Annotated in this window: 24 protein-coding genes and 1 riboswitch; of the genes, 10 read left to right on the plus strand and 14 right to left on the minus strand. The window is 61.9% G+C overall.

The window, feature by feature from the left end; translation table 11 throughout:
• Positions 1-91: 91 nt before the first annotated feature.
• Positions 92-871 (minus strand): enoyl-CoA hydratase, encoded by a 780-nt coding sequence (locus P3G66_RS09710; RefSeq protein WP_003945899.1) that lies wholly within the window; start codon positions 869-871, stop codon positions 92-94.
• Positions 868-1,857, minus strand: a complete 990-nt coding sequence (locus P3G66_RS09715) for a nitronate monooxygenase family protein (protein WP_276116468.1) — start codon at positions 1,855-1,857, stop codon at positions 868-870. Before P3G66_RS09715 ends, P3G66_RS09710 begins: the two co-directional genes overlap by 4 nt.
• Before the next feature lie 339 nt (positions 1,858-2,196).
• On the opposite strand from P3G66_RS09715, the gene P3G66_RS09720 reads away from it, so the two are divergent.
• Together P3G66_RS09720 and P3G66_RS09725 are read left to right on the plus strand one after the other, a co-directional pair.
• A complete protein-coding gene (locus tag P3G66_RS09720; RefSeq protein WP_276116469.1) occupies positions 2,197-3,420 on the plus strand; it encodes a TetR/AcrR family transcriptional regulator in 1,224 nt (407 codons plus the stop codon).
• A gap of 98 nt (positions 3,421-3,518) precedes the next feature.
• Positions 3,519-3,953 (plus strand): OsmC family protein, encoded by a 435-nt coding sequence (locus tag P3G66_RS09725; protein WP_003945839.1) that lies wholly within the window; start codon positions 3,519-3,521, stop codon positions 3,951-3,953.
• On the opposite strand, the gene P3G66_RS09730 is transcribed toward P3G66_RS09725, so the two are convergent.
• Together P3G66_RS09730 and P3G66_RS09735 are read right to left on the minus strand one after the other, a co-directional pair.
• Positions 3,928-4,410 (minus strand): hypothetical protein, encoded by a 483-nt coding sequence (locus P3G66_RS09730; RefSeq protein ID WP_276116470.1) that lies wholly within the window; start codon positions 4,408-4,410, stop codon positions 3,928-3,930. The two genes, P3G66_RS09725 and P3G66_RS09730, sit on opposite strands and share 26 nt — an antisense overlap.
• Positions 4,407-4,922 carry a DUF4352 domain-containing protein gene (locus P3G66_RS09735; RefSeq protein ID WP_276116471.1) on the minus strand — a complete coding sequence of 172 codons (516 nt, stop codon included), beginning with the start codon at positions 4,920-4,922 and terminating at the stop codon, positions 4,407-4,409. Before P3G66_RS09735 ends, P3G66_RS09730 begins: the two co-directional genes overlap by 4 nt.
• Positions 4,923-4,946: 24 nt before the next feature.
• On the opposite strand from P3G66_RS09735, the gene P3G66_RS09740 reads away from it, so the two are divergent.
• The 3 genes from P3G66_RS09740 (at position 4,947) to P3G66_RS09750 (ending at position 7,725) form a co-directional block, all read left to right on the plus strand.
• Positions 4,947-6,302 (plus strand): histidine kinase, encoded by a 1,356-nt coding sequence (locus P3G66_RS09740; protein WP_054781748.1) that lies wholly within the window; start codon positions 4,947-4,949, stop codon positions 6,300-6,302.
• A 48-nt stretch (positions 6,303-6,350) separates the two neighbouring features.
• Positions 6,351-7,004: a response regulator transcription factor gene (locus tag P3G66_RS09745; RefSeq protein WP_064443069.1), complete on the plus strand. Its 654-nt coding sequence runs from the start codon at positions 6,351-6,353 to the stop codon at positions 7,002-7,004.
• Between the two features lie 91 nt (positions 7,005-7,095).
• Positions 7,096-7,725, plus strand: coding sequence for a DsbA family oxidoreductase (locus P3G66_RS09750; RefSeq protein WP_228232432.1), 630 nt, complete (start codon positions 7,096-7,098; stop codon positions 7,723-7,725).
• Here P3G66_RS09750 and P3G66_RS09755 read toward each other — a convergent pair.
• Together P3G66_RS09755 and P3G66_RS09760 are read right to left on the minus strand one after the other, a co-directional pair.
• Positions 7,704-8,972 (minus strand): GAF domain-containing protein, encoded by a 1,269-nt coding sequence (locus tag P3G66_RS09755; RefSeq protein WP_020968367.1) that lies wholly within the window; start codon positions 8,970-8,972, stop codon positions 7,704-7,706. The two genes, P3G66_RS09750 and P3G66_RS09755, sit on opposite strands and share 22 nt — an antisense overlap.
• A 77-nt stretch (positions 8,973-9,049) precedes the next feature.
• Positions 9,050-9,829, minus strand: a complete 780-nt coding sequence (locus tag P3G66_RS09760; protein ID WP_276116472.1) for an acetoin reductase — start codon at positions 9,827-9,829, stop codon at positions 9,050-9,052.
• A gap of 219 nt (positions 9,830-10,048) precedes the next feature.
• Between P3G66_RS09760 and P3G66_RS09765 the strand changes: the two genes are divergently transcribed.
• The gene (locus tag P3G66_RS09765) at positions 10,049-11,194 is read left to right on the plus strand and encodes a hypothetical protein (RefSeq protein WP_204856130.1); all 1,146 of its coding nucleotides are present in this window, start codon (positions 10,049-10,051) and stop codon (positions 11,192-11,194) included.
• 140 nt (positions 11,195-11,334) lie between these two features.
• Positions 11,335-13,170, plus strand: coding sequence for an NAD(P)/FAD-dependent oxidoreductase (locus P3G66_RS09770; protein ID WP_065456169.1), 1,836 nt, complete (start codon positions 11,335-11,337; stop codon positions 13,168-13,170).
• Positions 13,171-13,228: 58 nt separating this feature from the next.
• Here the strand turns inward: P3G66_RS09770 and P3G66_RS09775 are convergent, their stop codons facing one another.
• From P3G66_RS09775 to mhuD, 3 genes are all read right to left on the minus strand, one after another.
• Positions 13,229-14,005 carry a CbtA family protein gene (locus P3G66_RS09775; RefSeq protein WP_276116473.1) on the minus strand — a complete coding sequence of 259 codons (777 nt, stop codon included), beginning with the start codon at positions 14,003-14,005 and terminating at the stop codon, positions 13,229-13,231.
• Complete coding sequence (locus tag P3G66_RS09780) at positions 13,996-14,190, minus strand: CbtB domain-containing protein (RefSeq protein WP_003945915.1); 195 nt, start codon at positions 14,188-14,190, stop codon at positions 13,996-13,998. The genes P3G66_RS09775 and P3G66_RS09780 overlap by 10 nt, the downstream gene beginning before the upstream one ends.
• Positions 14,191-14,214: 24 nt before the next feature.
• A riboswitch (cobalamin riboswitch) is annotated at positions 14,215-14,354 on the minus strand.
• An 87-nt stretch (positions 14,355-14,441) separates the two neighbouring features.
• Entirely contained in the window at positions 14,442-14,750 is a 309-nt protein-coding gene (gene mhuD, locus P3G66_RS09785) for a mycobilin-forming heme oxygenase MhuD (protein ID WP_003945868.1), read from the minus strand.
• A gap of 45 nt (positions 14,751-14,795) precedes the next feature.
• On the opposite strand from mhuD, the gene P3G66_RS09790 reads away from it, so the two are divergent.
• Positions 14,796-15,533, plus strand: coding sequence for an alpha/beta hydrolase (locus tag P3G66_RS09790; RefSeq protein WP_276116474.1), 738 nt, complete (start codon positions 14,796-14,798; stop codon positions 15,531-15,533).
• Here the strand turns inward: P3G66_RS09790 and P3G66_RS09795 are convergent.
• Together P3G66_RS09795 and P3G66_RS09800 are read right to left on the minus strand one after the other, a co-directional pair.
• Positions 15,518-15,943, minus strand: coding sequence for an HIT domain-containing protein (locus P3G66_RS09795; protein ID WP_003945905.1), 426 nt, complete (start codon positions 15,941-15,943; stop codon positions 15,518-15,520). The two genes, P3G66_RS09790 and P3G66_RS09795, sit on opposite strands and share 16 nt — an antisense overlap.
• A 39-nt stretch (positions 15,944-15,982) precedes the next feature.
• Positions 15,983-18,670 (minus strand): LuxR C-terminal-related transcriptional regulator, encoded by a 2,688-nt coding sequence (locus P3G66_RS09800; protein ID WP_276116475.1) that lies wholly within the window; start codon positions 18,668-18,670, stop codon positions 15,983-15,985.
• 227 nt (positions 18,671-18,897) lie between these two features.
• On the opposite strand from P3G66_RS09800, the gene P3G66_RS09805 reads away from it, so the two are divergent.
• Together P3G66_RS09805 and P3G66_RS09810 are read left to right on the plus strand one after the other, a co-directional pair.
• On the plus strand, positions 18,898-19,809 hold the full coding sequence (locus P3G66_RS09805; RefSeq protein WP_276116476.1) for a hypothetical protein: 912 nt from the start codon (positions 18,898-18,900) through the stop codon (positions 19,807-19,809).
• A 59-nt stretch (positions 19,810-19,868) separates the two neighbouring features.
• Positions 19,869-20,894 carry a hypothetical protein gene (locus P3G66_RS09810; protein ID WP_276116477.1) on the plus strand — a complete coding sequence of 342 codons (1,026 nt, stop codon included), beginning with the start codon at positions 19,869-19,871 and terminating at the stop codon, positions 20,892-20,894.
• On the opposite strand, the gene P3G66_RS09815 is transcribed toward P3G66_RS09810, so the two are convergent.
• The 3 genes from P3G66_RS09815 to P3G66_RS09825 form a co-directional block, all read right to left on the minus strand.
• Positions 20,891-21,772 carry an A/G-specific adenine glycosylase gene (locus P3G66_RS09815; RefSeq protein ID WP_007726916.1) on the minus strand — a complete coding sequence of 294 codons (882 nt, stop codon included), beginning with the start codon at positions 21,770-21,772 and terminating at the stop codon, positions 20,891-20,893. The genes P3G66_RS09810 and P3G66_RS09815 overlap by 4 nt on opposite strands.
• Before the next feature lie 149 nt (positions 21,773-21,921).
• The gene (locus P3G66_RS09820) at positions 21,922-23,286 is read right to left on the minus strand and encodes an MFS transporter (RefSeq protein ID WP_042451923.1); all 1,365 of its coding nucleotides are present in this window, start codon (positions 23,284-23,286) and stop codon (positions 21,922-21,924) included.
• A gap of 642 nt (positions 23,287-23,928) precedes the next feature.
• Positions 23,929-24,516 (minus strand): TetR/AcrR family transcriptional regulator, encoded by a 588-nt coding sequence (locus tag P3G66_RS09825; RefSeq protein ID WP_042451920.1) that lies wholly within the window; start codon positions 24,514-24,516, stop codon positions 23,929-23,931.
• Positions 24,517-24,555: the final 39 nt, after the last annotated feature.

A 24,555-nucleotide genomic window follows, 5' to 3' on the forward strand; every position in this document is an offset into this window, starting at 1 on the left:
GGGTTCCTCTCATGCGTGGGTGATTGTGTGACTCAGGCTACAGTGAGCCGTCGATTCGTACAGTGGTTTTGTTAACGAAAATTCGCAGTGATTACTTGAAGTGGGGCGCGCGTTTCTGCAGCATCGCCATTGCGCCTTCTTTGAAGTCCTCGCCAGTGAGAAGTTCTGCCTGACCGGTATTTTCGAGCTCCAGCGCAGCATCGAGGCGGTCCAGTGTCGCCGCATTGAGTGCGCGCTTGGTGAGTTCGAGGGCGCGTCGGGGAGCCTTCGACGTGCGATCGACGACGGAGTCGACGAGTGCGTCGAACGCGTCGTCGGCGACGGTGCGGGACACGAGCCCGAACCGCTCTGCGTCCTCGGCGGAAACTCGCTCGCCCAGCAATGCCATCTCGGCCGCTCGGGCGCGTCCGATCGCTGCCGGTACCAACGCACTGGCGCCGCCGTCGGGCATCAGGCCGATGTTGACGAAGGAGAGGAGGAAATAGGCGCTCGATGCGGCGTACGTCAGGTCCGCGGCTAGAGCGATGGACACTCCGACGCCGGCGGCCGGTCCGTTGACCGCGGCGATCACCGGGACCGGGGCGCTGGTGATGGCGCGAATCAGCGACGTCGCCGCATCCATGACGACTTTCGGGTCTGCGGGGTTGACGGCCGCTGCGGCGAGGTCGGCTCCGGTGCAGAACGCTCGACCGGATCCGGTGATGACGATGGTGCGAACGGCCGGGTCTGCGCCGCCGTCGTGGACGGCAGCTGCGAAAGCAGTCATCGTGGGCAGATCGATCGCGTTCATCCGCTTCGGGCGGTCGAAGGTCAATCGCAGTACACCGTCGGTGATTTCGGAGCGAAAGCCCGTCTCGGCGGTGGCGGTCATGCCGCGCTCACAGCGGTGACGAATCCGGAAAGCCGTGAGGTGATGAGGTGTTCGGCCTCCGAGACCATGCGGTCGATCATGTCGGCGACGGTCGGGATGTCGTTGATCAATCCTTGGCTCTGTCCGGCGGACCAGATGCCTGCATCGAGGTCGCCGTCCTCGAAGACCTTGCGTCCGCGGGCTCCGGCTACCAGATGCTGAATGTCGCTGAACTGCGCGTCGCCACGTGCTTCGATGTCGACGACCTCGGCACTGATCGCATTCGCGGCTACGCGCGCGGTGTTGTGAAGCGTCCGGAAGATCAGCTTGGTGTCGCGTTCGGTGTTTGCGACAATCTTCTCTTTAACCGATTGTGCCACAGGGGATTCCACGGTACACATGAAGCGAGTTCCCATGTTGACGCCGTCTGCTCCGAGCGCAAGCGCCGCGACGAGTCCACGTGAATCTGCGATTCCGCCTGAAGCGATCACCGGAATCGTGAGTTGCTGCGTGGCCGCCGGAATCAGAATGAGCCCTGGTATGTCGTCCTCGCCTGGGTGCCCGGCGCATTCGAAGCCGTCGATGCTGACGGCGTCGACGCCCAGTCTCTCGGCTTTGACCGCATGTCGAACTGCAGTGCACTTGTGGATAACCTTCACGCCCGCGTCCTTGAAATGCGGAAGATGATCGATCGGATTGGAACCGGCGGTTTCGACGATCTTGATCCCGGATTCGATGATCGCCTGGCGGTATTCGGCGTACGGCGGCGGCGTGATCGACGGCAGAATAGTGAGATTGACGCCGAAAGGCTTGTCGGTGAGATCGCGGGTTCGAGCAATTTCCTTGACGAGGTCTTCCGGTGTGGGTTGGGTGAGGCCCGTCAAGAATCCGAGGGCGCCGGAATTTGCCGTGGCCGCAACAAGTTCTGCTCGTCCCACCCACATCATGCCCCCTTGCACGATGGGATGGTCAACGCCGAACATTTCGGTGAAGCGAGTGCGAATCATCTGCTCACAACTACTTTCTTACGGTCGGTCATTCGGCATCGAACCCTCTTGCGGGCGAAGAAAACTTCACGCCGCAGGGAACGAGCCCGCCAGCGGACTACGTGCGAGGTTATGCGAATCGTCACTAACATAACACCGCTGAGAGAGCGGGTGTCAAGACTCTTTTTCCGGAATCCGTCCGCCGCTACAACTGCGTTGTAGGGTTTCGGGTGAAGCAGTACCGGGCGCGAATTGCGACCTTCGCGACGGTTAACATGATCCGTTCGGACTCGCGCCCGTGGAAGTGCGGTGCAGCGGACGAAGGCAGTGCAAGAGAAAGCAACGGAAGTGGAGGGTCAGGTGCCCGGACAGACACGCGTCTCCGTGCGTGGCAGCGACCCTGCACCACGGACGCGTCCGAAGAATCGGAAGGCACAAATCGCGGCCGCTGCTGCGGAAGCATTCAGCGAACGTGGCTACCACGCGGTGGGCATCGACCAGATCGCAGCGAAGGTCGGAATTTCCGGTCCGGCCCTCTATCGTCATTTCCCCACGAAATACGCCCTGTTCGTCTACACCGTGAACAACCTGACGCAGGCGTTGTTGGATGCCAGCGATCCAGCTGTGCACGGAAACGAAAATCCACGCGAGCAGTTGAACTCCACGATGGTGGGTGTCATCCGCGCGACGATCGAGAATCGGCGCCGGGGAGGGCTCTACCGATGGGAGGGCAGGTACCTGGTCGACGAGGATCGTGAGCAATTGCGGGTGGGAATGCGCACGCTCAATCTTCGGATTGCCGAGCCGCTGGCTGCGGTTCGTCCGGAACTCGACCCGGCGGATGTAGAACTCATCGCGCCCGCCGTGCTCAGTGTGATCGCCAGTATCACCGGTCATCGATCTGCGTTGTCCGCCAAGCAGATCGAAGCGCTGATTCTTGCGGCATGCTGGTCCGTCATCGGCGTCGAATTGCCCGCTGCCGAGGAGGACGGCGCGAGGGCAGAGGCGTCCGAACGCAAAACCGGCCTCGTACGGACGTCGAAACGTGAAGTGCTGCTTCAGGAAGCGGTGTTGCTGTTCTATCAGCGCGGCTACCACGACGTGAGCATCGAGGAGATCGGTGCCGCGGCGGGTATCAACGCGTCGAGTGTGTATCGGCACTTCGCGAGCAAGGCCGACCTTCTTGCTGCGGCCTTCCACCGGGCGTCCGATCGTCTGACTATGACGTTGGGCTCGGCGTTGGCTGAGTCGGAGACTCCTCTCGCGGCCGTCGAGACGTTGGCGAAGATGTACGTCGAGGTTTCGTTCGGAACCAGCGAACTGTTGGCCGTGTACTTTGCCGAGATCGGTAGCTTGCCGGATCGATCACGGACCGAGTTGCGCAACATTCAGCGTTTGAACGTCGAGGAGTGGGCGCACTTGTGTGTCGAGGCGCGTCCGGAGTTGACGATCGTCCAAGCACGGTTCCTCGTCCACGCGGCGCTCGGACTGGTCTTCGACATCGGCCGAATCGTGCACTTTTCCTCGGAGAACTCCGCGCAGGCCCGCGTCGAGAAACTGCTGTCCGCGGCGCTCCTCGGGTAGTCCCGTCCGAAACAGTAGGTGTGACTTCACGTATCGCGGGTAGGTTCGTGATCGCAAGGCGTTCACCGAATCATGTGAAGACGGAAGTAGGGACAGCAATGCCAACTCGTACCGCACGCACCGCCTGGAACGGCACCCTCGAGGCCGGATCGGGACAGGTGGAACTCACCAGCTCGGGCGTCGCCACCTTCGACGTGTCGTTCCCCAAGCGCGCAGCTGAGGAGGCCGGCGGAACTACCAGCCCCGAGGAACTCATCGCCGCGGCGCATTCGTCCTGCTACGCGATGCAGTTGTCGGCCCTGATCGCCGAGGCCGGCGGGACCCCCCAGAGCCTCGACATCACCGCGGACGTGTCACTCGGCCCCGACACGGTCGGATTCAAGCTCACCGGAATCAAGCTCACCGTTCGCGCCGAGGTCGACGGCCTCGACGCCGACGGTTTTGCCAAGGTTGCCCAGGCGGCCAAGGAAACCTGCCCGATCAGCAAGGCACTGACCGGCGTCGACATCACGTTGGATGCGGCCCTGGACTGATCATCTCGCGCTCGGGCGCCCCCTCCGGCGCCCGAGTGCGGTTGTGTGTGACGACCAGGTAGCTCGCGAACAGGATCGGGAGCACCAAAAGGTCCGAGGGATCGCGATAGACCAGGATCGGCAAGAGATCTCCGCGGAATCCTCCTGCGGTCAGGCGGAGAAACCCGATCACCCACTCGTATGCGTCGCCGATCGGCGGTATCACCTTCACGGCGGCGAAGCCGATCCCCGTGACTGCGATGGACCAGGCGATCGCTGCTCGCCCCACCAGACTTCGCCTGAGCACCTCGAGAACCGAGAGCAGAAGCAGGGGAAGCAGGAACACGCCGGCGACGTCGGACAGCTTGCCCGTCATCGTGTTCCCGAATGCCCCTTTGAGTACGTGGTCGTTGATCAAGATGACGGCCACCGAGACCAGTGCCCACGGATTCAGCAGCAGATCGCCCGGACGGTTCACGACAGGTTGATGGTTGCCGAGCCGGACGAGAACAGATCGCACTTGAACTGAAGGCGCAGATCGGTGGCGGCTTCGGGGACCTCGTACGCCAATTCGCCTCGTTTGGCAGCGCCCGGCGCGAGCTCTCCGTCGACACTCGACGTGCTGCTGTCGGTGAACGTGATGTTGTACGACTTGTTTGCCGAGTCCTGCAGTTCGAAGCACATCATCGACGAGACCGTCGACGGCTTGTCACTGTTGTTGGTGACCTCGGTGTCGACCACGACGTAGCGGTTTCCGGGATCAGCGGTGATGAACTGATTGGTCGAGACGTAGGGATCGACGACGCCGTGTACCTGGACGCGCCAGTCGCCCAGTTCGACGACGTCACCGATTCCGAAGGCGGCCGCAGGTGCGGCGGAAGAACCGTTGTCGTCGACCTTCTTCGCTTCGTCGGTCTCGCCCGAGGCGATGGTTGCGAACATGGCTGCGCCGACGGCGAGGAGGGCGAGGGGAGTGCGGAGTGATCGCATGATGTGCGCCTTTCGAGAGTTGGTATGGCACAAGTCAACGATGTGAGGACTGCTCACCGCTTCGGTCGAAAGATCGGTCCGCCTCATCCTTTCGGTCGGAGCCTGGCGGTTCGTCCACCCGTTCGGCTGATTCGAGGCGTCGGTGGCGGTGGATACGCTTGCTCGGTGATCACCACCAAAGGAACCGTTGTGCGACGACGCGTATGGACTACCGCCGCTGTCGCGTTCAGCCTTTTCTGTTCCTTCATGACGGTGGGCATCGCAGGCGCGTCGGGAAATATGCCACCGGTATTGGTCGGTATCGGGTTCGTCCTGGGCGTGGCCGGTGGGATATCGCTTGTGTGGCGCCATCAGTATCCCTGGGTGGTTCTGGCGATCACGCTGGTCGGCCCGTTGTTCTTCCCCACCGATGCGACGGCGGCGCTCATCGCATTGTTCGCCGTTGCTCGGATCGCGCGTGGGCCTCGGCTTGCTGCCGCTGCGGCAGCTGTCTTCGTCGCGTGCGGAATTTCGTTGACCTACGACGCTTTTCGCAATCGTGAGTACTCCGTTCTCACGATGGGAACGATGAAACCCAAGGACGGTTCGGCGGTTGTTCAATACGACGTCGCCATCTGGATCCCGTGGCTCGTCGCAGCCGTCATGGTCGGCATCGTCGTGGCGCTCTCGCTCCTGATTCGGACCAGAACCGAACTCGTCGAGGCCGAACACGTTCGGGATCTTGCCACCGAGAAAACAGACGTGATGCGCGACGAGATGATTCGCACCGAGGAACGAACGCGGATCGCGCGCGACATGCACGACACGATCGCGGCCAGTCTGAGCCGGATTTCGTTGTTCGCCGGTGGGTTACAGGTCAGCGCGGCAGACAATCCCGAGAAGGTCGTCAACACCGCTGCGATGATCAGAACCACCGCGCACGAGGCTTTGGACGAATTGAAGGGAATCGTCGGAGTGCTCAGGGGAAGCGGTGATCGCCGCGAACACGGCGGGCACCAGGGGATCGACGCGATCGGCGATCTGGTCAACGGTGCACGCGCCGCGGGCATTCACTGCCGTCTCGAATCGGAGCTGCTCCCGGGTGATGTCGGAATGTTGGCGGGGCACGTCTGTTATCGCGTCGTTCAGGAATCGTTGACCAACGTCCAGAAGTACGCGAGCGACCAGATGCTCGTCATTTCGGTGACCGGGTCGCCGCACGACGGAATTCGTATCCTCGCACGCAACAAGCTGAGCGAGCTTGCACCCATGACGTCGATCGGTTCGCGGTCCGGCTTACGCGGGTTGGCCGAACAGGCAAGAGAAATCGGCGGCAAGGTGGAGGCAGGCGCGCTGGGGGACGATTTCCTCGTCAGTTGCTGGGTGCCCTGGTCGTCGTAACCCTCCCACCCTCCGACTGTCGGGGGCTCTGGGTAATCTGAGCGCACTATGGACGCTGACTCGCGCATCACAGTTTTGATCGTCGACAACGACGCCTGGGTTCGGCGCGGAATGAAGGACATCCTGGAAGCAGCGCCGGACATCGTGGTGGTTGCCGAGGCCGAGGACGGCGATCAGGTCGCAGCCAAGGTCACTCGGTTTCGTCCGCACGTGGTGCTGATGGATCTGAAGATGGCACGGGTCGGTGGCTTGGAGGCCACCCGAGAGTTGATGACCATGAGCAATCCGCCGAAGGTCATTGCGATGACCGCCTTCGACGTCGACGACATGGTCGTGCAGGCGGTCGAGGCGGGCGCGCACAGTTTTCTGAGCAAGGACGCGGCCCCACAGGCGTTCCAGCAGGCAGTACGGGTGGTGGCGTCGGACCACTCGTTGTTCAGCTCCGATTCTCTACGTGCCATCGTGGCCTCGGCACCGCGTCGGCAAACACCCGACCTGACTCCCCTCGCTTCGCTCACCGAGCGTGAGCGCGAAGTGTTGACAATCCTGGCGACAGGCGCGGCCAACAGCGTCATCGCGGAGCGGCTGTACCTCGGTGAGACCACCGTCAAGACGCATATCTCTTCGCTGTTCGGCAAGCTGGGTGTGCCCAATCGGGTGAGTGCGTCGTTGATCGCGTTCCGGTGTGGTCTGGTCACGTGATTCTGTGACCTCGTGACGCGAGCCGGGACTAATCCCGGCCCTGTTCGTTGTTGCACCTTCGGTGACTGATCAAATCGTGATTGACCAAGACGTGACCATCGAAGTGTGGTCTGACGTCGCTTGTCCGTGGTGCTACATCGGAAAGACCAGGTTCCTTTCGGCTCTGGATCGTTTCGAGAACAAGGACCGCGTCAACGTCATCTGGCGCTCGTACCAGCTCGCTCCGGAGACCCCGGTGGGAGAGGGACGAACCGAACTCGACGCCTTGGTCGAGATGAAGGGGATGGCGCCTGAACAGGTACGTCAGATGTTTGCCCACGTCAGCGCGACGGCAGCCGAGGTCGGGTTGACCTTGGACTTCGACACCGTGATCGCCGCCAACACCTTTGATGCGCACAGGTTGCTGCATCTCGCGGGTGAGCGGCAGAACGAACTCCTCGAAGCGCTGTTCAAAGCGCACTTCAGCGACGGCAAGGTGATCGACGACCGTGAGGTGCTGGTCGAGCTGGCCGTGAGCGTCGGCCTCGACGCCGACGTCGTGCGCGAGCAACTGGGCTCCGATGCCGCAGCCGAGGCTGTTCGCGAAGATCTGTCCATGGCCCGCCAACTGCAGGTCAGCGGCGTTCCGTTCTTCGTCGCCAACCGTGCGGTCGCAGTATCCGGCGCTCAACCCGAAGAGGTGTTTCTGCAGTTGCTTACTCAGGCCTCCGAACCGGCCTGAGTAAGGCGAGCGGCACGAACTGCCGGGGCGTTCGAGAACGGCAACAGATGTGCACCGTCGTCGGGGCAGGAAAGCGTGACGTGCGCTGCATCGACGAACCGGTACGGCTGCGCTGCAACAACTCCGGCAAGGTTCTTGCGCAGACGCGACATCTCGGCCCGCGCGGTCACCGTGCGGGCCGGGTCACCGAAAAGATCCTGCGCCAACCGCGATGCGGTCAGTCCACGCCTCTCGGATCCGAGGAGAAACAGAATCTCCGCATGCCGCTGGGTCGGGGAGTAGGCCCATTCGCCCAACCCCGACGTGACGGTCACCGACATGTTCTCGGAATCGCGCAGATCGATATGCACCGTGGGCGCACTGATTTTCTCGCCGGTGGCGATCGGCCGGACCACCCACCCGCCGGGAAGTGGATCCAGTTCGCACAGACCCAAAGCGGGGAACCACGTCCTGCCGGGAGCCAAAGCCGCGGGGAGCAGCACGCGCGAGCGATGAGGTAGCGCATCGACCGCCGCTACCCAGCCATGAGTATCGATCACCAATGCCGGTGATCCGCTACGTGCAAGCATCGGCCCTGCAACAGAACGCAATTGATCGAGATTGTCCCGATGCTTGTCGCGTAGGTGTGATTGCGCGAGGCGTGCGACGGCGTCGACCAGAGCGAGTGTGGTGGGGTGGACGGTCTTGGCGGGACCACTGATGTCGACGACGCCGATGACACGGTCGTCCCGCGGATCGCGGATGGGTGCCCCCGCGCAGGTCCACGGATGATGGCTGCGCGCATAGTGTTCCGCCGAGAAGATCTGAACCGCCTGTCGTGACACCAATGCCGTTCCGATGGCGTTGGTGCCGACGCTGTCCTCGGCCCAGTTCGCACCCTCGACAAATCCCAGACGCGCAGCTTGGTCCAGTACACGATGGGACCCGCTGCGCCACAGAACAGTTCCGCGAAGATCTGCGACGACCATGATGTTCTCACCGCTCGCGGTAACCGATTCGAGTCCACGCGTCACGTCGTCGAGCACGTCGTACAGTCCGGACTCACGACGACGGAGATCGAGTTCGGCGACGTCCATGGACGGTTCGACCCGGTTGTGTTCGGGGTCGATACCTAACTCGCGCAGGCGTTGCCACGATTGGCGGACCACGTCCCTGGGGCGGGCCGGTGCGCGGTCTCCGGCCATCGTCGCGTCGTACACCGCGGCGAGGGTCCTCGCGTAGTCGCGAGGATCCTCACCGGGCGGCATCGCGGGCTCGGGCAACCGCTTTTTCAGCGAAGACACCGCTTTCAGTGAAGACACCGCTTTCAGTGAAGACACCGCGGTCAGCGGTAGACGAGGCCGCCGTCGATGAGACCGGCCTGACCGGTCATGTAGTCGGAATCGGGCCCGGCAAGGTACGAGACGAAACCGGCTACGTCGTCGGGGGTTTCAGCTCGACCCAGCGCAATTCCGCCGACGAACTTCTCGTAGGTGGCGCCCTCTGGCGCACCGGTCAACTCGGCGAACCTCTTGTCGATCGTCACCCACATGTCGGTGCCCACGACGCCGGGGCAGTACGCGTTGACGGTGATTCCGTCGGACGCGTATTCCTTGGCCGCAGCCTGAGTGAGGGCCCTGACCGCGAATTTTGTTGCGCTGTAAACACCTAACATGGCGAACCCGTCGTGACCGGCAATGGACGACGCGTTGATGATCTTTCCGCGCTGACCGAGCGCCTGGAACTTTGCCGCTGCAGCTTGAATTCCCCACAGGACACCGTCGACGTTGACGCTCCAGATCTTGGAGACCTCTTCCGGCGTCGCATCGGAGATCGGGCCGACGAGAGCGATTCCCGCGTTGTTGACGATGACGTCGAATCCGCTCAACTCACTGTGCGCGTGTTCGACTGCGGCGTGAACCTGCGTGCGATCGCTGACATCGGCGATAAACGTCGTCGCACGACGACCGATCTGTCTGATCTCGTCGGCAACCGCATCCAGCTTGGTCTGGTCGAGGTCGACCAACGCGATGTCGGCGCCGTCGTGGGCGAGGCGGAGAGCGATTCCGCGTCCGATTCCTTGGCCGGCGCCGGTGACCAGTACTACCTTGCCCGTGATGCTCATGCAGATCTCCTCGTAAGCAGTGAACCAGTCGGTTGTGAACCGGTGAGTGATTTGTATGTGACGGCGACCACAATGCGGAAGGGTTGCACCGTGTTGCAATTCCGGAAAATCGGACAGCAGTTGCAACCCTCGGCAACCCTCCCGGTACCCCGCGCGGCGGTTCCATAGTTGCGCCACCACTTCGCGAATCATCTTGCGAGACAATCTGGGAGAGGGCACATGACCGCTACAGTCGACACACCCACGGAACCGGCCACGCCGAGCCGACAACCGTCACGCCGCTGGATCGGGTTCGGGATCGCGAACCTCGTGATCGTTCTCGTGCTGGCCGTGGCGAGTTGGTACCTTCTGGCCGATCCGACCACCAGTCCCTGGAGTTTCTATCCTCTGCCGTTCAACGCGGCGCTTTTCTGGGCAATCCTTTTTGTGGTGTTCATCGGCTTCAATTGCGAGTTCGCCGGCTTCGACCGACTCCCGCAGCCGGCGAAAGGCCTGGCGATCATGGTCGCGACCGCGGTCTTCGCCGTCGTGGTGACGTGGCTCCTGGCAAACGGCTTGGGGAGTTTGTACCCGGATTTCGCGGCCGATCGTGAGGGCGGCCTCGGATATTTCGCGGGTGCGCTGTTCGTACTCTTCGGCTTCGGGACCTGGGTGATGGTGGTCCTGAACTGGCAGCATTGGCCGTGGACTTCACTGGGGATGAAGCAGCCGTTGGTGGGTTTGTGTGAGATCGCGTTTGTCGCCGTCCCGACGCTGGCGCTGTACTTCGTGTTCGGTTTGCCGTCCGTGTCGCTGTCCGCCACGGATCCGTTGATGACCGTCGACACCGTGCTCGGGTGGTTCTACTGCGTCGTGGTGGTTGTGATCCTGACTGGCCAGACGCTCGACAACTGGCCGTGGCGACTGTTCGGCGGCGGGGGTAAGACGGCGCTCGCAGCCACGATCGGTAACTTCGCCGTCGGAACCGGCTTGTACTTCGTGGCGCTTCCAGTGGTGAAGGCACTTTTGGGAAGCGATGCCGTTGCCGAGTTGGGCGGTGTGGTCCATCAGTTCCCGGCGCAGCTCGGTGTGTGCTGGGCATTCTGGATGATCTTCTGGGCCAACGCCTTCGGTAACAAACCCACGGGCTTTGCGGACGGGGTCAACCTGGCGATCCGCGCGCTGCTCACGTTTGTGCTCGCGGTGGTCACATTCTTGTTCTATTACCGCTTTGCAGCAGAGCACATTCTTCACGAGCCGGCAGTTGTCGACGGATTGCACGGCAATGCACTGGGTTTCGTGGACTGGGCCGTGTTGTGGACGCTGTTCTACGTCGTGGGATTTCAGTCGCTGGGACTCGGCAAATTCAAGCCTGCTGAGGGGTGAGTCGGTTGCCCGCACATCGGTGCGGGTAACCGGTATCGGGCGGCGGCACCGCGCCCGCTGATTGCAACAGACTGCAACGCTTGTGACCGGGGCCACTTATGGGATGTGCTGTGTGTCACATTCACAAACAAGGAGAAGTGATGACGCAAACCATCGATTCCGCAGTCACCCCCGAGGTGAAGTTGACGGCGGTGACACCTCAGGAACGCGTCGACGCCTGGCTGGCGGATTTCGAGTCGGCCCTCGCGGCTCGTGACATCGAGCGTGTGGCAGGCAAATTTGCACTCGACAGCTTCTGGCGCGACTTGGTGTCGTTCACCTGGAACATCAAGACCGTCGAAGGTCGCGAGCAGATTGCCGACATGCTCTCCGAGCGTCTCGACGACACCGATCCTTCGGGATTCCGGACCACCGAGACACCCGACGAAGCCGACGGCGTCACGTCGGCCTGGATCGAATTCGAGACTGCAACCGGTCGCGCGCACGGGCACCTTCGTTTGAAAGGAGATGAAGGTTGGACCCTGCTGACGTCGTTGCAGGAATTGAAGGGACACGAAGAAGGTAAGGGCACTCGCCGGCCTCGTGGAGCGAAGCACGGAGCAGACCCGAACCGCATCACGTGGGCCGAGCAGAAGGAGATCGAAGACCGCGAACTCGGTTACACCACACAGCCTTACGTCGTGATCGTCGGCGGCGGCCAGGGCGGCATCGCGCTCGGCGCCCGGATGCGTCAGCTCGGAGTACCGGCCATCGTGATCGACAGCCACGAGCGACCCGGCGATCAGTGGCGCGGACGCTACAAGTCCCTGTGCCTGCACGATCCGGTTTGGTACGACCACCTGCCATACATGCCGTTCCCCGACAACTGGCCGGTGTTCGCGCCCAAGGACAAGATCGGCGACTGGCTCGAGATGTACACCAAGGTCATGGAGGTTCCGTACTGGAGTTCCACGACCTGCACCTCGGCGTCGTTCGACGAGAAGGCCCAGGAATGGACCGTCGAGGTCAACCGTAACGGCGAGAAGCTGACGTTGCGTCCCAAGCAGTTGGTGATGGCGACGGGTATGTCCGGCAAGGCCAACGTTCCGACGTTCCCCGGGCAGGACAAGTTCCTCGGCGATCAGCACCACTCGAGCAAGCACCCCGGCCCGGATCAGTACGTGGGCAAGAAGGTCGTCGTGATCGGGGCCAACAACTCCTCGCACGACATCTGCGGCGCACTGTGGGAGAACGGTATCGACGTCACGATGGTGCAGCGCAGCTCGACGCACATCGTGAAGTCGGATTCGCTGATGGATTTGGGCTTGGGCGATCTGTACTCGGAGCGAGCACTGGCCGCCGGCATGACGACACACAAGGCGGACCTCACGTTCGGTTCGCTGCCGTACCGGATCATGCACGAGTTCCAGATCCCGGTGTACGACGCAATCCGTGAGCGCGACAAGGATTTCTACGATCGCCTCGAGAAGGCGGGCTTCGAGCACGACTGGGGCGACGACGGTTCAGGTCTGTTCATGAAGTACCTACGCCGTGGCTCGGGCTACTACATCGATGTCGGCGCTGCCGAACTGGTTGCCAATGGAGACATCAAGCTCGCGCACGGCAATGTTCGTGAGCTGACCGAGAACAGCGTGATTCTCGAAGACGGTACGGAATTGCCTGCCGACGTGGTGGTCTACGCGACCGGCTACGGCTCGATGAACGGCTGGGTGGCGGATCTGATCGGTCAGGACACCGCCGACAAGGTCGGCAAGGTGTGGGGCCTGGGGTCGAACACCACCAAGGATCCGGGACCGTGGGAAGGCGAGCAGCGCAACATGTGGAAGCCGACGCAGCAGGAAGCGCTGTGGTTCCACGGAGGCAATCTGCATCAGTCGCGCCACTACTCGCTGTACTTGGCGTTGCAGTTGAAGGCGCGCTACGAGGGCATCCCGACACCGGTGTACGGACTGCAGGAAGTGCATCATCTGAGCTGAAAAAGAACTGCTGTGCGCCTTTATTAACCGCGGGAGGTTAATAAAGGCGCACAGCAGTTCAGCGAAGGGCGTACTTCTTTGCTACTTCGCTGTTCTTGGTCGCGCGCTCGGTAAGGAAGGCGAATGCCAACCCGAGTACGAGCCAGAGCGTCGCCTGCGTAGCGAGCGAGGAAAGTCGGAACTCCCACAGCAGCGTTGCCGGGAAGTCCTCGCCCACCTCGTTGATGCCGGGAAGCGAGACGTAACCGATCGCGACGATCACCAGGAACGCAGCCACCGGAGCAGCGATGCGCACGCTGAGGAACTCGTGCCCGGAAACTGCCTTTGCCGCCGCTGCTGCCGCGGTGACGGACAGCAGCCCGAGAATCACGGCGGCCAGCCACAGCAGTGTGCGCTGGTTGATGGTGTCGGGATCTCCGACGGCCGGCGGATTGGCCGGGTACTTGAAAAAGGGGACGGCCTCGATCGCCAGCCAACCACCGACGGCGATGGTGATCGCCAACAACGGCCCGGACATTCCGGTGAGTCGTCGAGCGTAATTGGCAACGACCGAGAAGATCGCCCCGAGTGCCAGTCCGGCAAGCGCCGTGGCCAGGAACAGCCCGGCGCGCTGCCCGTCGCGGCTCACCAGTGGTTCTTCTTCGTCACCGTGCGAATGCCCAGCGGCTTCGCCGGAAACCTCACCGGTGGCGCTGTTGGCTTCTTCGATCGCAATGGCAGCGTTGACGTGCGGTTCACCCAGCACGAATGCAACTCCGCCGGCAAGGATGCCTGCGATCAAACCAGCCAACAAACCACGAATGAGAAGCTTCGTGAAATTGTCGACTAGTGGCACGGCAGGCCCATCAAGTGTCGACCGTCGTGCATCAATTCATGCATGTACATGCCGGTGCGAGAGATAGCGCCCTGGTCGAATCCGACCAGGTAGAGAGCCAGCATCGCGAACAGAACTACTGCAGCGGCGAGGAAAGCAAGACGAGTCGAATCGATCGACGTATCGGGAGAATAGGCGAGAGCCATCGAAGCCTCCTGGGATTTTCGCGTCCCCTAGGTCCATGCGATGGCCGAAGTGTCTGGCTGTCGAAATAGTCGTGCCGAAAAAGGCACTTCACCTCGAATTACAGTGGCGCGACCGCTCCGGGCTTTCACCGGATTCCTGTCGGACCATCGCGTTTACATGCGAACTTTTGCACTACAGCCCGCACCGTGTCAACGCGTAAGCCGAGATGACCGTCGATTGTGCCCGCCAAGGCGGGCACAATCGCTCGAGATCAGCTCTTTGCGACGACGTCCAGGACAACTTCGAATTCGAGCAACGACGCACCCGAAGCGACGGGCTTCGCGCGCTCGCCGGAATGGGCTTCACGGGCGGGGCCGTCACGCCAATCGGCGAACGCCTGCTCGGACTCCCATTGGGTCACCACGAAGTAGCGGCTCTCACCGGCGGTGGGGCGGAGGAGTTGGAATCCGAGAAAGCCCGGGGAGTTCTCGACTGCATGAGCGCGTGCTGCGAAGCGCTTCTCCAGTTCGGGGCCGGCGCCCTCGGGGACCTCGATTGCATTGATCTTCACGACTGCCATGCAAGCGACATTACCCGCGCACCTTCACCGCGTACCGTGACACTCGTGTTGCATGACGAAGGTGGAACGGGACAACCGATTCTGTTGTTGCACGGCCTCATGGGCAACTCCCGAACGTGGCGTCGCCATGTGCCGTGGATCCGCGAGTTCGGCCACGTCTACACCTTCGACGCTGCCGGTCATGGCAGGCCGGCGCCAGCGGCACTGACTACCGAGGCATTCGTCGAGGACCTGACATCGGCCGTTGCGTCCATCGAGGAGCCGATGATCGTGATCGGTCATTCGATGGGGGCTCTACATGCGTGGTGCTTCGCCGCCGCGCATCCCGAAAAGGTTTGTGCGCTGGTCCTCGAAGACATGGCCCCGGACTTTCGTGGACGCACCGCTGCGGACTGGGCGCAGATGATCTCGGCGTGGCCGCAGCCGTTTGCTTCCGAGGAGGCGATGAAGGAATTCTTCGGCCCCGTCGCCGGCCAGTACTTTCTCGACTCTTTCGACCGCCGCGACGACGGGTGGTACCTGCACGGCGACGTGTCGACCTTCCGCGACATCTCGGAGGAGTGGGGCACGAGACATTTCTGGGATCAGTGGAAGGCGATCGAGGTGCCGACCTTGCTGATCGAGGGAGAGTTCACCATCACCCCCGAGGGACAGATGCGAGAGATGGCCGAGAGGCCGGGAACTCGGTACGTACGTATTGCCGATGCAGGCCACCTGGTCCACGACGATCAACCGCAGCGCTATCGCGAAGTGGTGACGGAATTCCTTCAGACCGTGAGCTGACTTCGGATCGACGCGCCCACCTGCTCCAGCTCGACGGCTCGCCTGGCGAGGAGTCCAGCAGCGAACTTCGCCTTGTCGCCGCGATGGCGGGGGACGACGTGCAGGTGCGAGTGGAACACGGTTTGGCCCGCGGCACGCCCGTCGTTGACGAGAAAGTTGACTCCGTCAGCGGCGATGTCGCAGCGGCGTAGAGCTCCGGCGATGAGCGTGCCGACGCGGAACATCTCTGCGCCTTCGTGACTTTCGAGAGCATCGAGGTTCTCTGCATGACGCTTGGGGACCACCAGGGTGTGTCCGCGACTCACCGGCCGTGCATCGAGGAATGCGAGAGTTGTCTCGCTCTCGTGAACGAGAATCGCCGGCTCGGTCAGCGCGACGATCTTGCAGAAGACGCAGGAATCGGTGCTCATGCCTACAGAATGTAGTCCGAAATCAGATCCGACCCCGGACTACAGCAAGCGCAGTTGGCGTGCCCTCGTGATCGCTTCGTTTCGATTGTGTACGTCGAGCTTCTTGTAGAGAGTGCGCAGTTGAGTCTTGACGGTGTTGACGGACACGTACAGTTTGTCGGCCATCGCAGCCGACCCCATGCCGAGCGCCAGGAGTGAGAGGACTTTCTGTTCGCGTTCGGTCAGCTCCACGATATGTACGAATTCCGGAAAAGATTCCGCAGGAGCCCTTTTCGAGAATTCGGCGAGTGCACGCGATTTCGTTTCGGCCATCGATTCGAGTTTCTCGACGTCCGACGATGCGATGGTCGCGAACGAACGTAGAAGTCCGGTCTGATCCGCGATGCTGCACGCTCTGGACCACTCCTGAGAGGCGAGGCGTGGCTCACCCAGCTCGGAGTGTGCAACCGCTTGCACCAGAAGCGATTCCATCTGTGCCCGCGGATAGGATACGCCAGACCAGTCGAACTGGTGACACAGCGCCACCGCGGCCTCGTTCTGGCCGATCCGCTGACGCAAACGTGCGACCGACGCGAGCGTCCACGGGTTGGCTGCAGGATCAGCAATTTCCTTGGCCAGAGCCGTCGCCTTGTTTCCCTCGCCGAGTGCGAGCAAGAGATCGATCTCGGCGGATTGCAACAGAGGAAGCGCGAAAGATGTTGCCGTGTACTGCTTGGAATGTGCTTCGATCGCATTGTGGAGCAACAGTAGTGCCGCAGTGTGGTCGCCGGAGGTCAAGGCGAATTGGCAATGCGCATAGACGACGAATGCCCACAGTTCCTCGGTGTCGGACGGAAGACCGAGTTCGGTCAATGCGAGACGTGCGTCGTCGAAGTCGAGTGTGTCGAGAGCAGTGAGCGCCCGCGCTGTCAGGCCGGCGATCTTGACCACAGGTTCGAGCCAACCGCCGGGGTCCGGATGCTTCTGTTCGAGTTCGGACCAGTGTGTGGCCTGCCGCGGCTCACCAGCCAGCGCCCAATTCAGGGCGGCACTTCCCGCAGAGTTACGAGCGATGAAGTCGACTCCATGAGACAGGGCGCCGTGGTACGCCATTCGAGCCTTGATCGTGGATTCTGTGAACCTGCCGCTCAATTGAAAATTGATCGCCCATTGAAGTCGCATGAGAGGGAGCTGTGCGCTGACCGCTTCCGGGTTGTTCTCCAGCGCACTGCGACTGAGATGAGACAGGCGCCTGGTGGTTTCTGCTGCGAGCCCGTACTCGCCTGCCATCCTGAGCATGATCGATTGAACGCAGGCAATGCTCAAGGCGTCCTTCGCGCCGGATTCAGCGCCGAGAGCCCACAGTTCTGCCGGCGATTCGGGTAGCAAGTCGACTACCGTCGAGCGCTCGCTCGGATGCATCGTGAACAGTGCGCGCCCCGCCTCCACGGCAGAGTGTTTGTCCGCAGCTTCCGCCGGAATCCGTTGGAGAGCAGATCGAACCGAGTCCAGATTGTGGACGATCATCGTCACCCAGTGTTGCTCGACGATGTCTACTGCCAGGGTCCAGTTCTGTGCCTCGACCGCGTAGTCCAGCGCCGACGCGTGATGACCGTGGTCGAGTCGGTTGTGTGTGAGGAACGAAAGACGTTGCGCCGGATCGACTCCAGCGCGCTTTTGGTGCGCGAGTATCGATCGACGAATGGCGGGAGGCAGCTCCCAGGTTTCTTCGGCTTCGGTCTCGACCCGTGACAACAACCCGGCTGTCTCCAGTATCGCCAGGCGCACGCGAATCTGATGAACGGTCTCGCCATCCTCAGGGTGTTGGGACTCGAACAGCATGGCGGCGATGTCGACGGTGATCGATCGTGCAAAGGCCGTCGCGAGCAGGAACTCGAGTTGTTCCACATGATCAGCGGTCATGAGAACGGATTTGTTCACGTAGTCGTCGATCGCCTGCGCGATGTTCTTCCTGATCATCTGCTCGCGGTTGCGGCTACCCGATGTCTGGACGGCGGGAACGGCGACACGAACCAGCGCTGGCAGCCCACCTGTCAGGGATGTGATTTGTTCGGCATCACCGTCAGTCGTGTGTACGTCAGCTTGTGCGAGCAAATGGGCGGTATCGGCTCTCGTGAACAACAGCTCACTCGCGCTTATCACCTCGTGGTCCGTGTCGAGCAGGTACGGCTCGGAGAACATGCCGAAGCCCGAGAGCGTGACCACGAGGTCCAGGTTGTGGCAGAGGGCGAGGAGTTCGATCAACTGATCGTCCAACTCTGGTTCCGATATCAGATCCGGCCTGATCAGCACGAGCAGCACGGGGCGGCTGAGGGCGTTCAGGGATTTGGCGACAGCGGTGAAAGGATCGGCGAGATCGTCGACGTCGGGCAGTGCGATTCCGGCAGCGTGGATTCGATCGAGGACAACGGCCCAGAAATCTTCGAGTGTCGACGAGGGCCGTGGGGCCGAGACCCAGACGAGTATTCGTTCGGATGCCAAATGGGCGCGCAGCCACGATGCGATCAACGACGATTTCCCGTGGCCGTTCGGTGCACGGACGATGGTCAGCGCGGCACGTCGGTCAAGTTTGTCGAAGAGCGCTTGCCGGGGAATCGACGTCGCGAGGGTGCGCCTTTCGGGAATAGCTGCCCAGTCGTGGCCGTCCATCCCGAACATCAACGCGGACCCTTTCTGCTTTCGCGCCCCGCAATGATTGAAGAGTTTGGGCGGATTGTCTCGATCCATCTATCTACAGGGAGGAGCGTAGCTGGTGCGAATCCAGAGCGTGTCATCCCGGGCAATTCACCCGGGAATTCACCCCGGCTGAGAGAAGTTCACCCACACAATCACGCCGTCACCATTGGCTTTCGAGTCCCTCGAGCGACTTCTATTGAACGTAGCTCGGGATTCGCCAAATGTGGCCGCGAGCGCCTGTCGGAGGCCCGAGAGAGTCAGACATCGAAAGGAGCGTCGTGAGAACTCGTCTGTCAGAGGTGCGGTCGAAGGCCGTTGTCGTCGGACTCCGGCCGAGAGCGTGGCGCCGAGGAGTGCGAGGTATCGGCATAGTTGTCGTGACCGGAGCTCTGGTGGTCGGCGCTGCTGCGCTCGGCTTGCTGCCGATGCAGTCGGATGTTCGATTGGCGGCCGAGGGAGAGTTCGTGCCTCCCTTCACCGTCGAGCTGACGGCGATTGACGGTGCACCGCCCTTCGATCCCGCTGACGGTCCAGGGCTCGATTCGGGCCCGTCCAACGGCATTGTCCGAGAGGGTGATCCGGTGACGTATGTCATCGACATCGGTGTCCGGGGCAACCCGCTCTCCGACGTGGTCGTGCAACTTCCGGTGCCTCGAGGTTTCGTTCTGCCGTCCGTGCCTGATTACTGCGGAGACGGCTCGGGTATCGACGAGGTCGGATTACATTGCCTGATAGGCAATCTGGAAGCGGACCGGTACTTCACCCGAACGGCGACGATGACTGCGGGAAAGCGGGAAGACGCCGACGGTCTACCGATCGCTGCACTGGTCACCGCAGATCGGGGGGCGGTTCGCGTGCGGTCGGGCGATGTCACGGTGCGGGTGGCGACCACCCCGGGTGTGTGTGATCCGTACGGGATTTCTGTTGGTGGTCAGAGAAGCCAGTGGGCTGCTGTCTCGGCAGATGGACGAATCTCAGGTCTGGTGACATCGGGCATCTCGGAGGTGGTGGTGATCGACGGCGTCGATCAATGCGGGCACGCGACAGCGCGGACGGTGAAACCGTTCGAGGGTCACTTCTCGTTTGTCGGACTGCTACCGGGGACGTATCGCGTCACGGTCGACGGCCGAGCGCCGGTGGAAGTGGTGCTGGAACCAGGTGCAATGGCGGTCGGTGGCCTGACGTTCTGATACAGCTTCGCAGGAATGGCAACACTCGTAACAGTCAGTAGCAGTCAATGGAGGATCCAGTGCGTGAAAGCCTGGGCGTTGTATTCGAAAATCAGTCAATTTCAACAGCTCTCGTAGATGCAGACACACCCCTTCTGGGCTCGATCGACGAGTTCCGTCACCCCTGGGGTGCAGACGGGACTGTTCCCTCTCCGCAAGCGTCGGCGCGCGCACTCGCCTCCGCGGCCGAGGTCGCCACCGGTCGAGCCCTGCGCTCGAATCTGTGCCCCACCGTCGTCGGAGTGATGTGCGAGCGTGCGGACGTGCGCGAACATGTCTCGGATTCGTTGTCCTCCAGTCCTTTCGAGAACATCGAGTTGGTCAACGGTCTCGACGCACGGCTTGCCTACCTGCGGACGGTCGACGCTCTCATTGGTGTTTCGCCGATTCTCGCGTTCTGGCCGGACGGCAGTGAGACCGTGATCGCGGCCGTCGACCCGAGAGCAGGCGTCGTGGACTCGGCGCATCGTTACGACACGGCCGAGTTGCTTGCGGACAGCTCGACATTTGCTGCGACATTGGACCTCCTCGTCGCCGAACGAGACCCTGTGCCCAAGATGCTCGTCGCGATGCTCGTGAAGGAAGACTCTCGGCAGCCGTCCGCGGAAGCCGCTGAACTGGCAGGTCTCGGCTTCCTGTTTCTCGGCGAGCGGACCCAACTGGCGATAGGGGCTGCGCTGGTAGCGGCCGATCGCGGAAGCGAAGTTCGGTCCGGTGACGGCATGGCTGTCCGGCCCGTCAACAGGGTCCGGTGGGCGGCGGCAATAGTACTGCCGCTTCTACTCATGTTGACGGGGTTGCTGATCGCGCTGTCCCCAGACGGGTCGCGCGCGGTGTCCACGGATAGCCCGAACATCGGCGCCGAGTCGGCGACCTCCACCAGCGGGCCCCCGCCCGGCGCTGCCCGACAGATTCCGACACTTGCGCCTTGCGATCCAGTGGTGCCTGCCGTTCCTGCTGTACTTCGGCGTTCTGATCCGGAAGTCGCACCGCTCCAGACCGACGAACCCACAGCCGAAGAATGCACCCCGCTGCGAGTCGGCTAAGCCGTACCCTCTCCGGCCAGCGCAAACAGGCCGTCGTCGGTCTGCTCGACCAGTCCGTCGACCAGCAGTGAATGCAACGCACGGTCACGCTGACCCGGATCGGCCGGCCAGACGATGTCGAGTTGCGCGCGCTCGACCGGACGGTGACTCTCGCGAAGAACGGCCATCAATTTTCCACGAACCTGGCGATCTGTGCCCGCGAACTTCTGCACCTTCTTGGGTGGTCCGGTGTGTGCCGGTTTGCCCGAAGCGACCCACGCGCAGTTCGGCAAAGGGCAGTTCTCGCAGTTCGGGTTCCGCGCCGTGCAGATCAGTGCACCGAGTTCCATGAGAGCTGCGCTGTAGGTGGCGGCGCGCGCACGCGTCCTCGGCAGCAGCGCCGCGACGTCGGCGAGGTCTCGCGTGTTGGACGGGTTCCCGGGTTCCGCATTGCCGTGGACGGCTCGCGCAACTACGCGTCGTACGTTGGTGTCCACCACAGGCACTCGCTGTCCGTAGGCGAAACACGCGACGGCGCGGGCGGTGTACGAACCGATTCCCGGTAGCGAGAGCAGGGTATCGACGTCTTCCGGGACCACGTCACCGTGCTCGGCAGCCAGGACGCCCGCGCATTCGTGTAACCGCAGCGCGCGTCGTGGATAACCGAGTTTGCCCCACGCGCGAAGCACCTCTGCCTGGCTCGACGCTGCCATCGCCGACGGCACCGGCCAGCGCTCGACCCACTCTTCCCAGATTGGCGCAACGCGCACCACCGGCGTCTGCTGGAGCATGATCTCGCTCATCAGGATCTGCCAGGCACTGACGCCCTCGCGTCGCCACGGCAGGTCGCGAGCCGTCTCGGAGTACCACTTCAGCAGCACCGAAGATTCCACTGCCACTGCTACCGACACACTCCTCGAACCTGCGCTCCCGGTCGACGAAGGAGACGTCGACTTGTGGGGGCCACTTTATCGGCAGTCGCCGACAGTGATTCCTCGTACCCGAAAACCTGGGGTGAGTGGCATCGAGACCACTCACCCCAGGTTGATCATGATGCGTACTGAGCGTTCGCGGTCTCCACACGGGTGCTTGCGACGGTCGGCGAGGTTCCGGAGTATCGGCGAATGATCACGTAGAGGCAGATCAATCCGATAGCACCGGCAGCGGCGAGGAAGGAACCGACCTTCCATGCGTTGTCCGGATTTCCGTTGATCAGCATCACCATGATCATCGGCGCGAAACCTCCGATGATTGCGGAGATCTGATAACCGAGTGAAGCGCCGGAGAATCGAATCTCCGGTGGGAACAGTTCAGCGAATAGTGTTCCCTGCGTGCCAGTTTGGAGGGACATTGCTACTACGCCGACGATAACCGCGACGGCAAACGGCCAGATCGTGTCCGGGCTGGATCCACCGATCATCAGCCACATCGGGATACCCCAGAGCATCATGGCTGCGGTGCCGAGGCCGAAGACCAGTTTGCGACCGTAGAGGTCGGACAGATATCCCGCCAGCGGAACCAGGGGAATCTGTATTGCACATGCGATCAGGATGTAGGTGAGGACCGTCGACCGCGGTATTTCCAGGTAGGTGGTCGCGAACTGAACCGAACCGGTGATCATCGTGTAGAAGAAGATCACGCCGATGGCATTGGCGCCTGCTGCAGCGAGGACTGTGCCTGGATTCTTCTTGAGCACTTCGAGAATGGGGGACTTCCGAACGACCGGAGATTCGGCGAGTTTTTCTGCGAGTGCCTTGAACTCGGGGGTTTCTTCGAGATAGCGATGGATGAGGAATGCCACTGGAAGCATGACCAAGCTGATCCAGAACGGGATCCTCCATCCCCAGGAGAGGAACGAATCAGCCGCAAGAGTTGCTGTCAGGACCAGGAACACGATATTGCCCAGCACCACACCGATCGGAACACCGAGTTGGGCGAAGCTGCCGAAGAGCCCGCGGCGGTCCGCCGGTGCGTTCTCGGTGGCCAGCAATACGGCCCCGCCCCACTGTGCTCCCACGGCCAAGCCCTGGCAGATTCGCAGCGTCACGAGGATGGCCGGGGCAAGCCACACGACATTGGTGTTGGGGACGAAACCAACCAAGGAGGTTGCCACCGCCATGAGGACCACGGCGGCAACGAGCACCGGCTTTCGGCCGTACCGGTCACCGAAATGACCGGCGAGCACACCACCGATAGGACGGGCGATGAATCCGACTGCGACGGTGGCAAACGAACTCATTGCAGCGACCACCTCGCTGTCGGTGGCGAAGAACGTCGAGTTGAACACGAGCGCGGCGGCAGTCGCGTAGATGAAGAAGTCGTACCACTCCAGGGAAGTGGAGATAGCGGCTGCAAAGGACGCGCGCCGAGATCTGCCCGGGCGCTCCACCGCAGATTCGGTGTTGTTGGTCATCGCGATTCGCTCTCTGTGGGGTCGTTCAGTTGAGTTCGGTCAGGACGTGAGTTGCGGCAAGTTGGGTGTGCGGCCGACGACGAGCTTGTCCCGAGCTCCGGCACCAGACGGAATCGTGCTCGCCGGGTATTGGGTCGAAAGGTGGTGACGCAATATCCAAGTGCGAGTGGGTTCTTCGATACGAGAAGTCATATCTCGCCGCCATTGCCGTACCGGAGGCGCTCGCAAAGTCGGGTGGCGAAGGTGACCACGTCGAGGCCGCCGGCGACGTGTGCAGCGTCATCTCGTGGCAATGCGGAGGTGGTCATGTGGCCCGCACTCCTTCGTTCCGAATTTGCCAAACGATCGTTCGGCTGCGAGTCATCATTGACCTAGCGATCGTTAAATGTCAATAGTCGGGAAAAGTGCGTTTTTGCAGCGACTTTCTCCGCAAGGAGGGTGCGATTCGAAATCTGTTGCCAAACGATCGTTCGCCTGAGATGATGATTAGTCAGTGATGCAGGTCTCAGGAATGGAGATACCGATTCGAGCGGCGGGGGTGCGGACGAAAGTCGAGGCACGCTGGTCTCGCACATCGACGGCGTTGAGTGGCTTCAGCCAATGCGACCCTTCAGATCTTCTTTGGCGGAGGTGTCGCCCAGCTCAGCTTGATTCGATCATCGCGGTCGCCAATGCGCAGTACCGAGACGCGATATCTTCCGCATTCATCGGTCCGTCGACGCGCCACCACACACAGACTTGCTGCCCCATGTTGATGATGGCGCGCACGGCATCTCGGGGAAAGGGAGTGTGGAAAGCACCTTCTTCAATGCCGCGTTCGACGACGTCGCGAAACATGCTTTCCTGCTCGTCACGCAGGGTTACGACCAGACGGTGACCCGATTCGTCCAAGCTGCGCAATTCTGTCGCTCCTACGAGGGCGTCTTCGCGCCTGGTCGTATGGAACATGACCCAAGCGCGGACGATTGCTTGCAGTTGGTCTTTCGGGTCGCCGCCGGAGCGCAGCAGTGCACTGCGGGTCATGCTGATGGCGTCGTGGAGCGCCCGAATCATGATTTCCTGAAGGATTTCCTGCTTGGATTTGAAGTGGTGGTAGATGGACGCGACAGTGAGATCGGCGCCGGCGGAGATGTCACGCATGGACGTCCCGTGATAGCCGCGCTCGTTCATGTTTCGGACAGCGGAATCGAGTATGAGTTGCCGGACAACGACTGTCTTCGCCCCACTCATTGTTCGGTTTCCTTCTCATTTCCTCGGTGCCTGCGTCTT

Source organism: Rhodococcus sp. C3V (genome assembly GCF_029269915.1).
Classification (GTDB): Bacteria; Actinomycetota; Actinomycetes; order Mycobacteriales; family Mycobacteriaceae; genus Rhodococcus_F; species Rhodococcus_F qingshengii.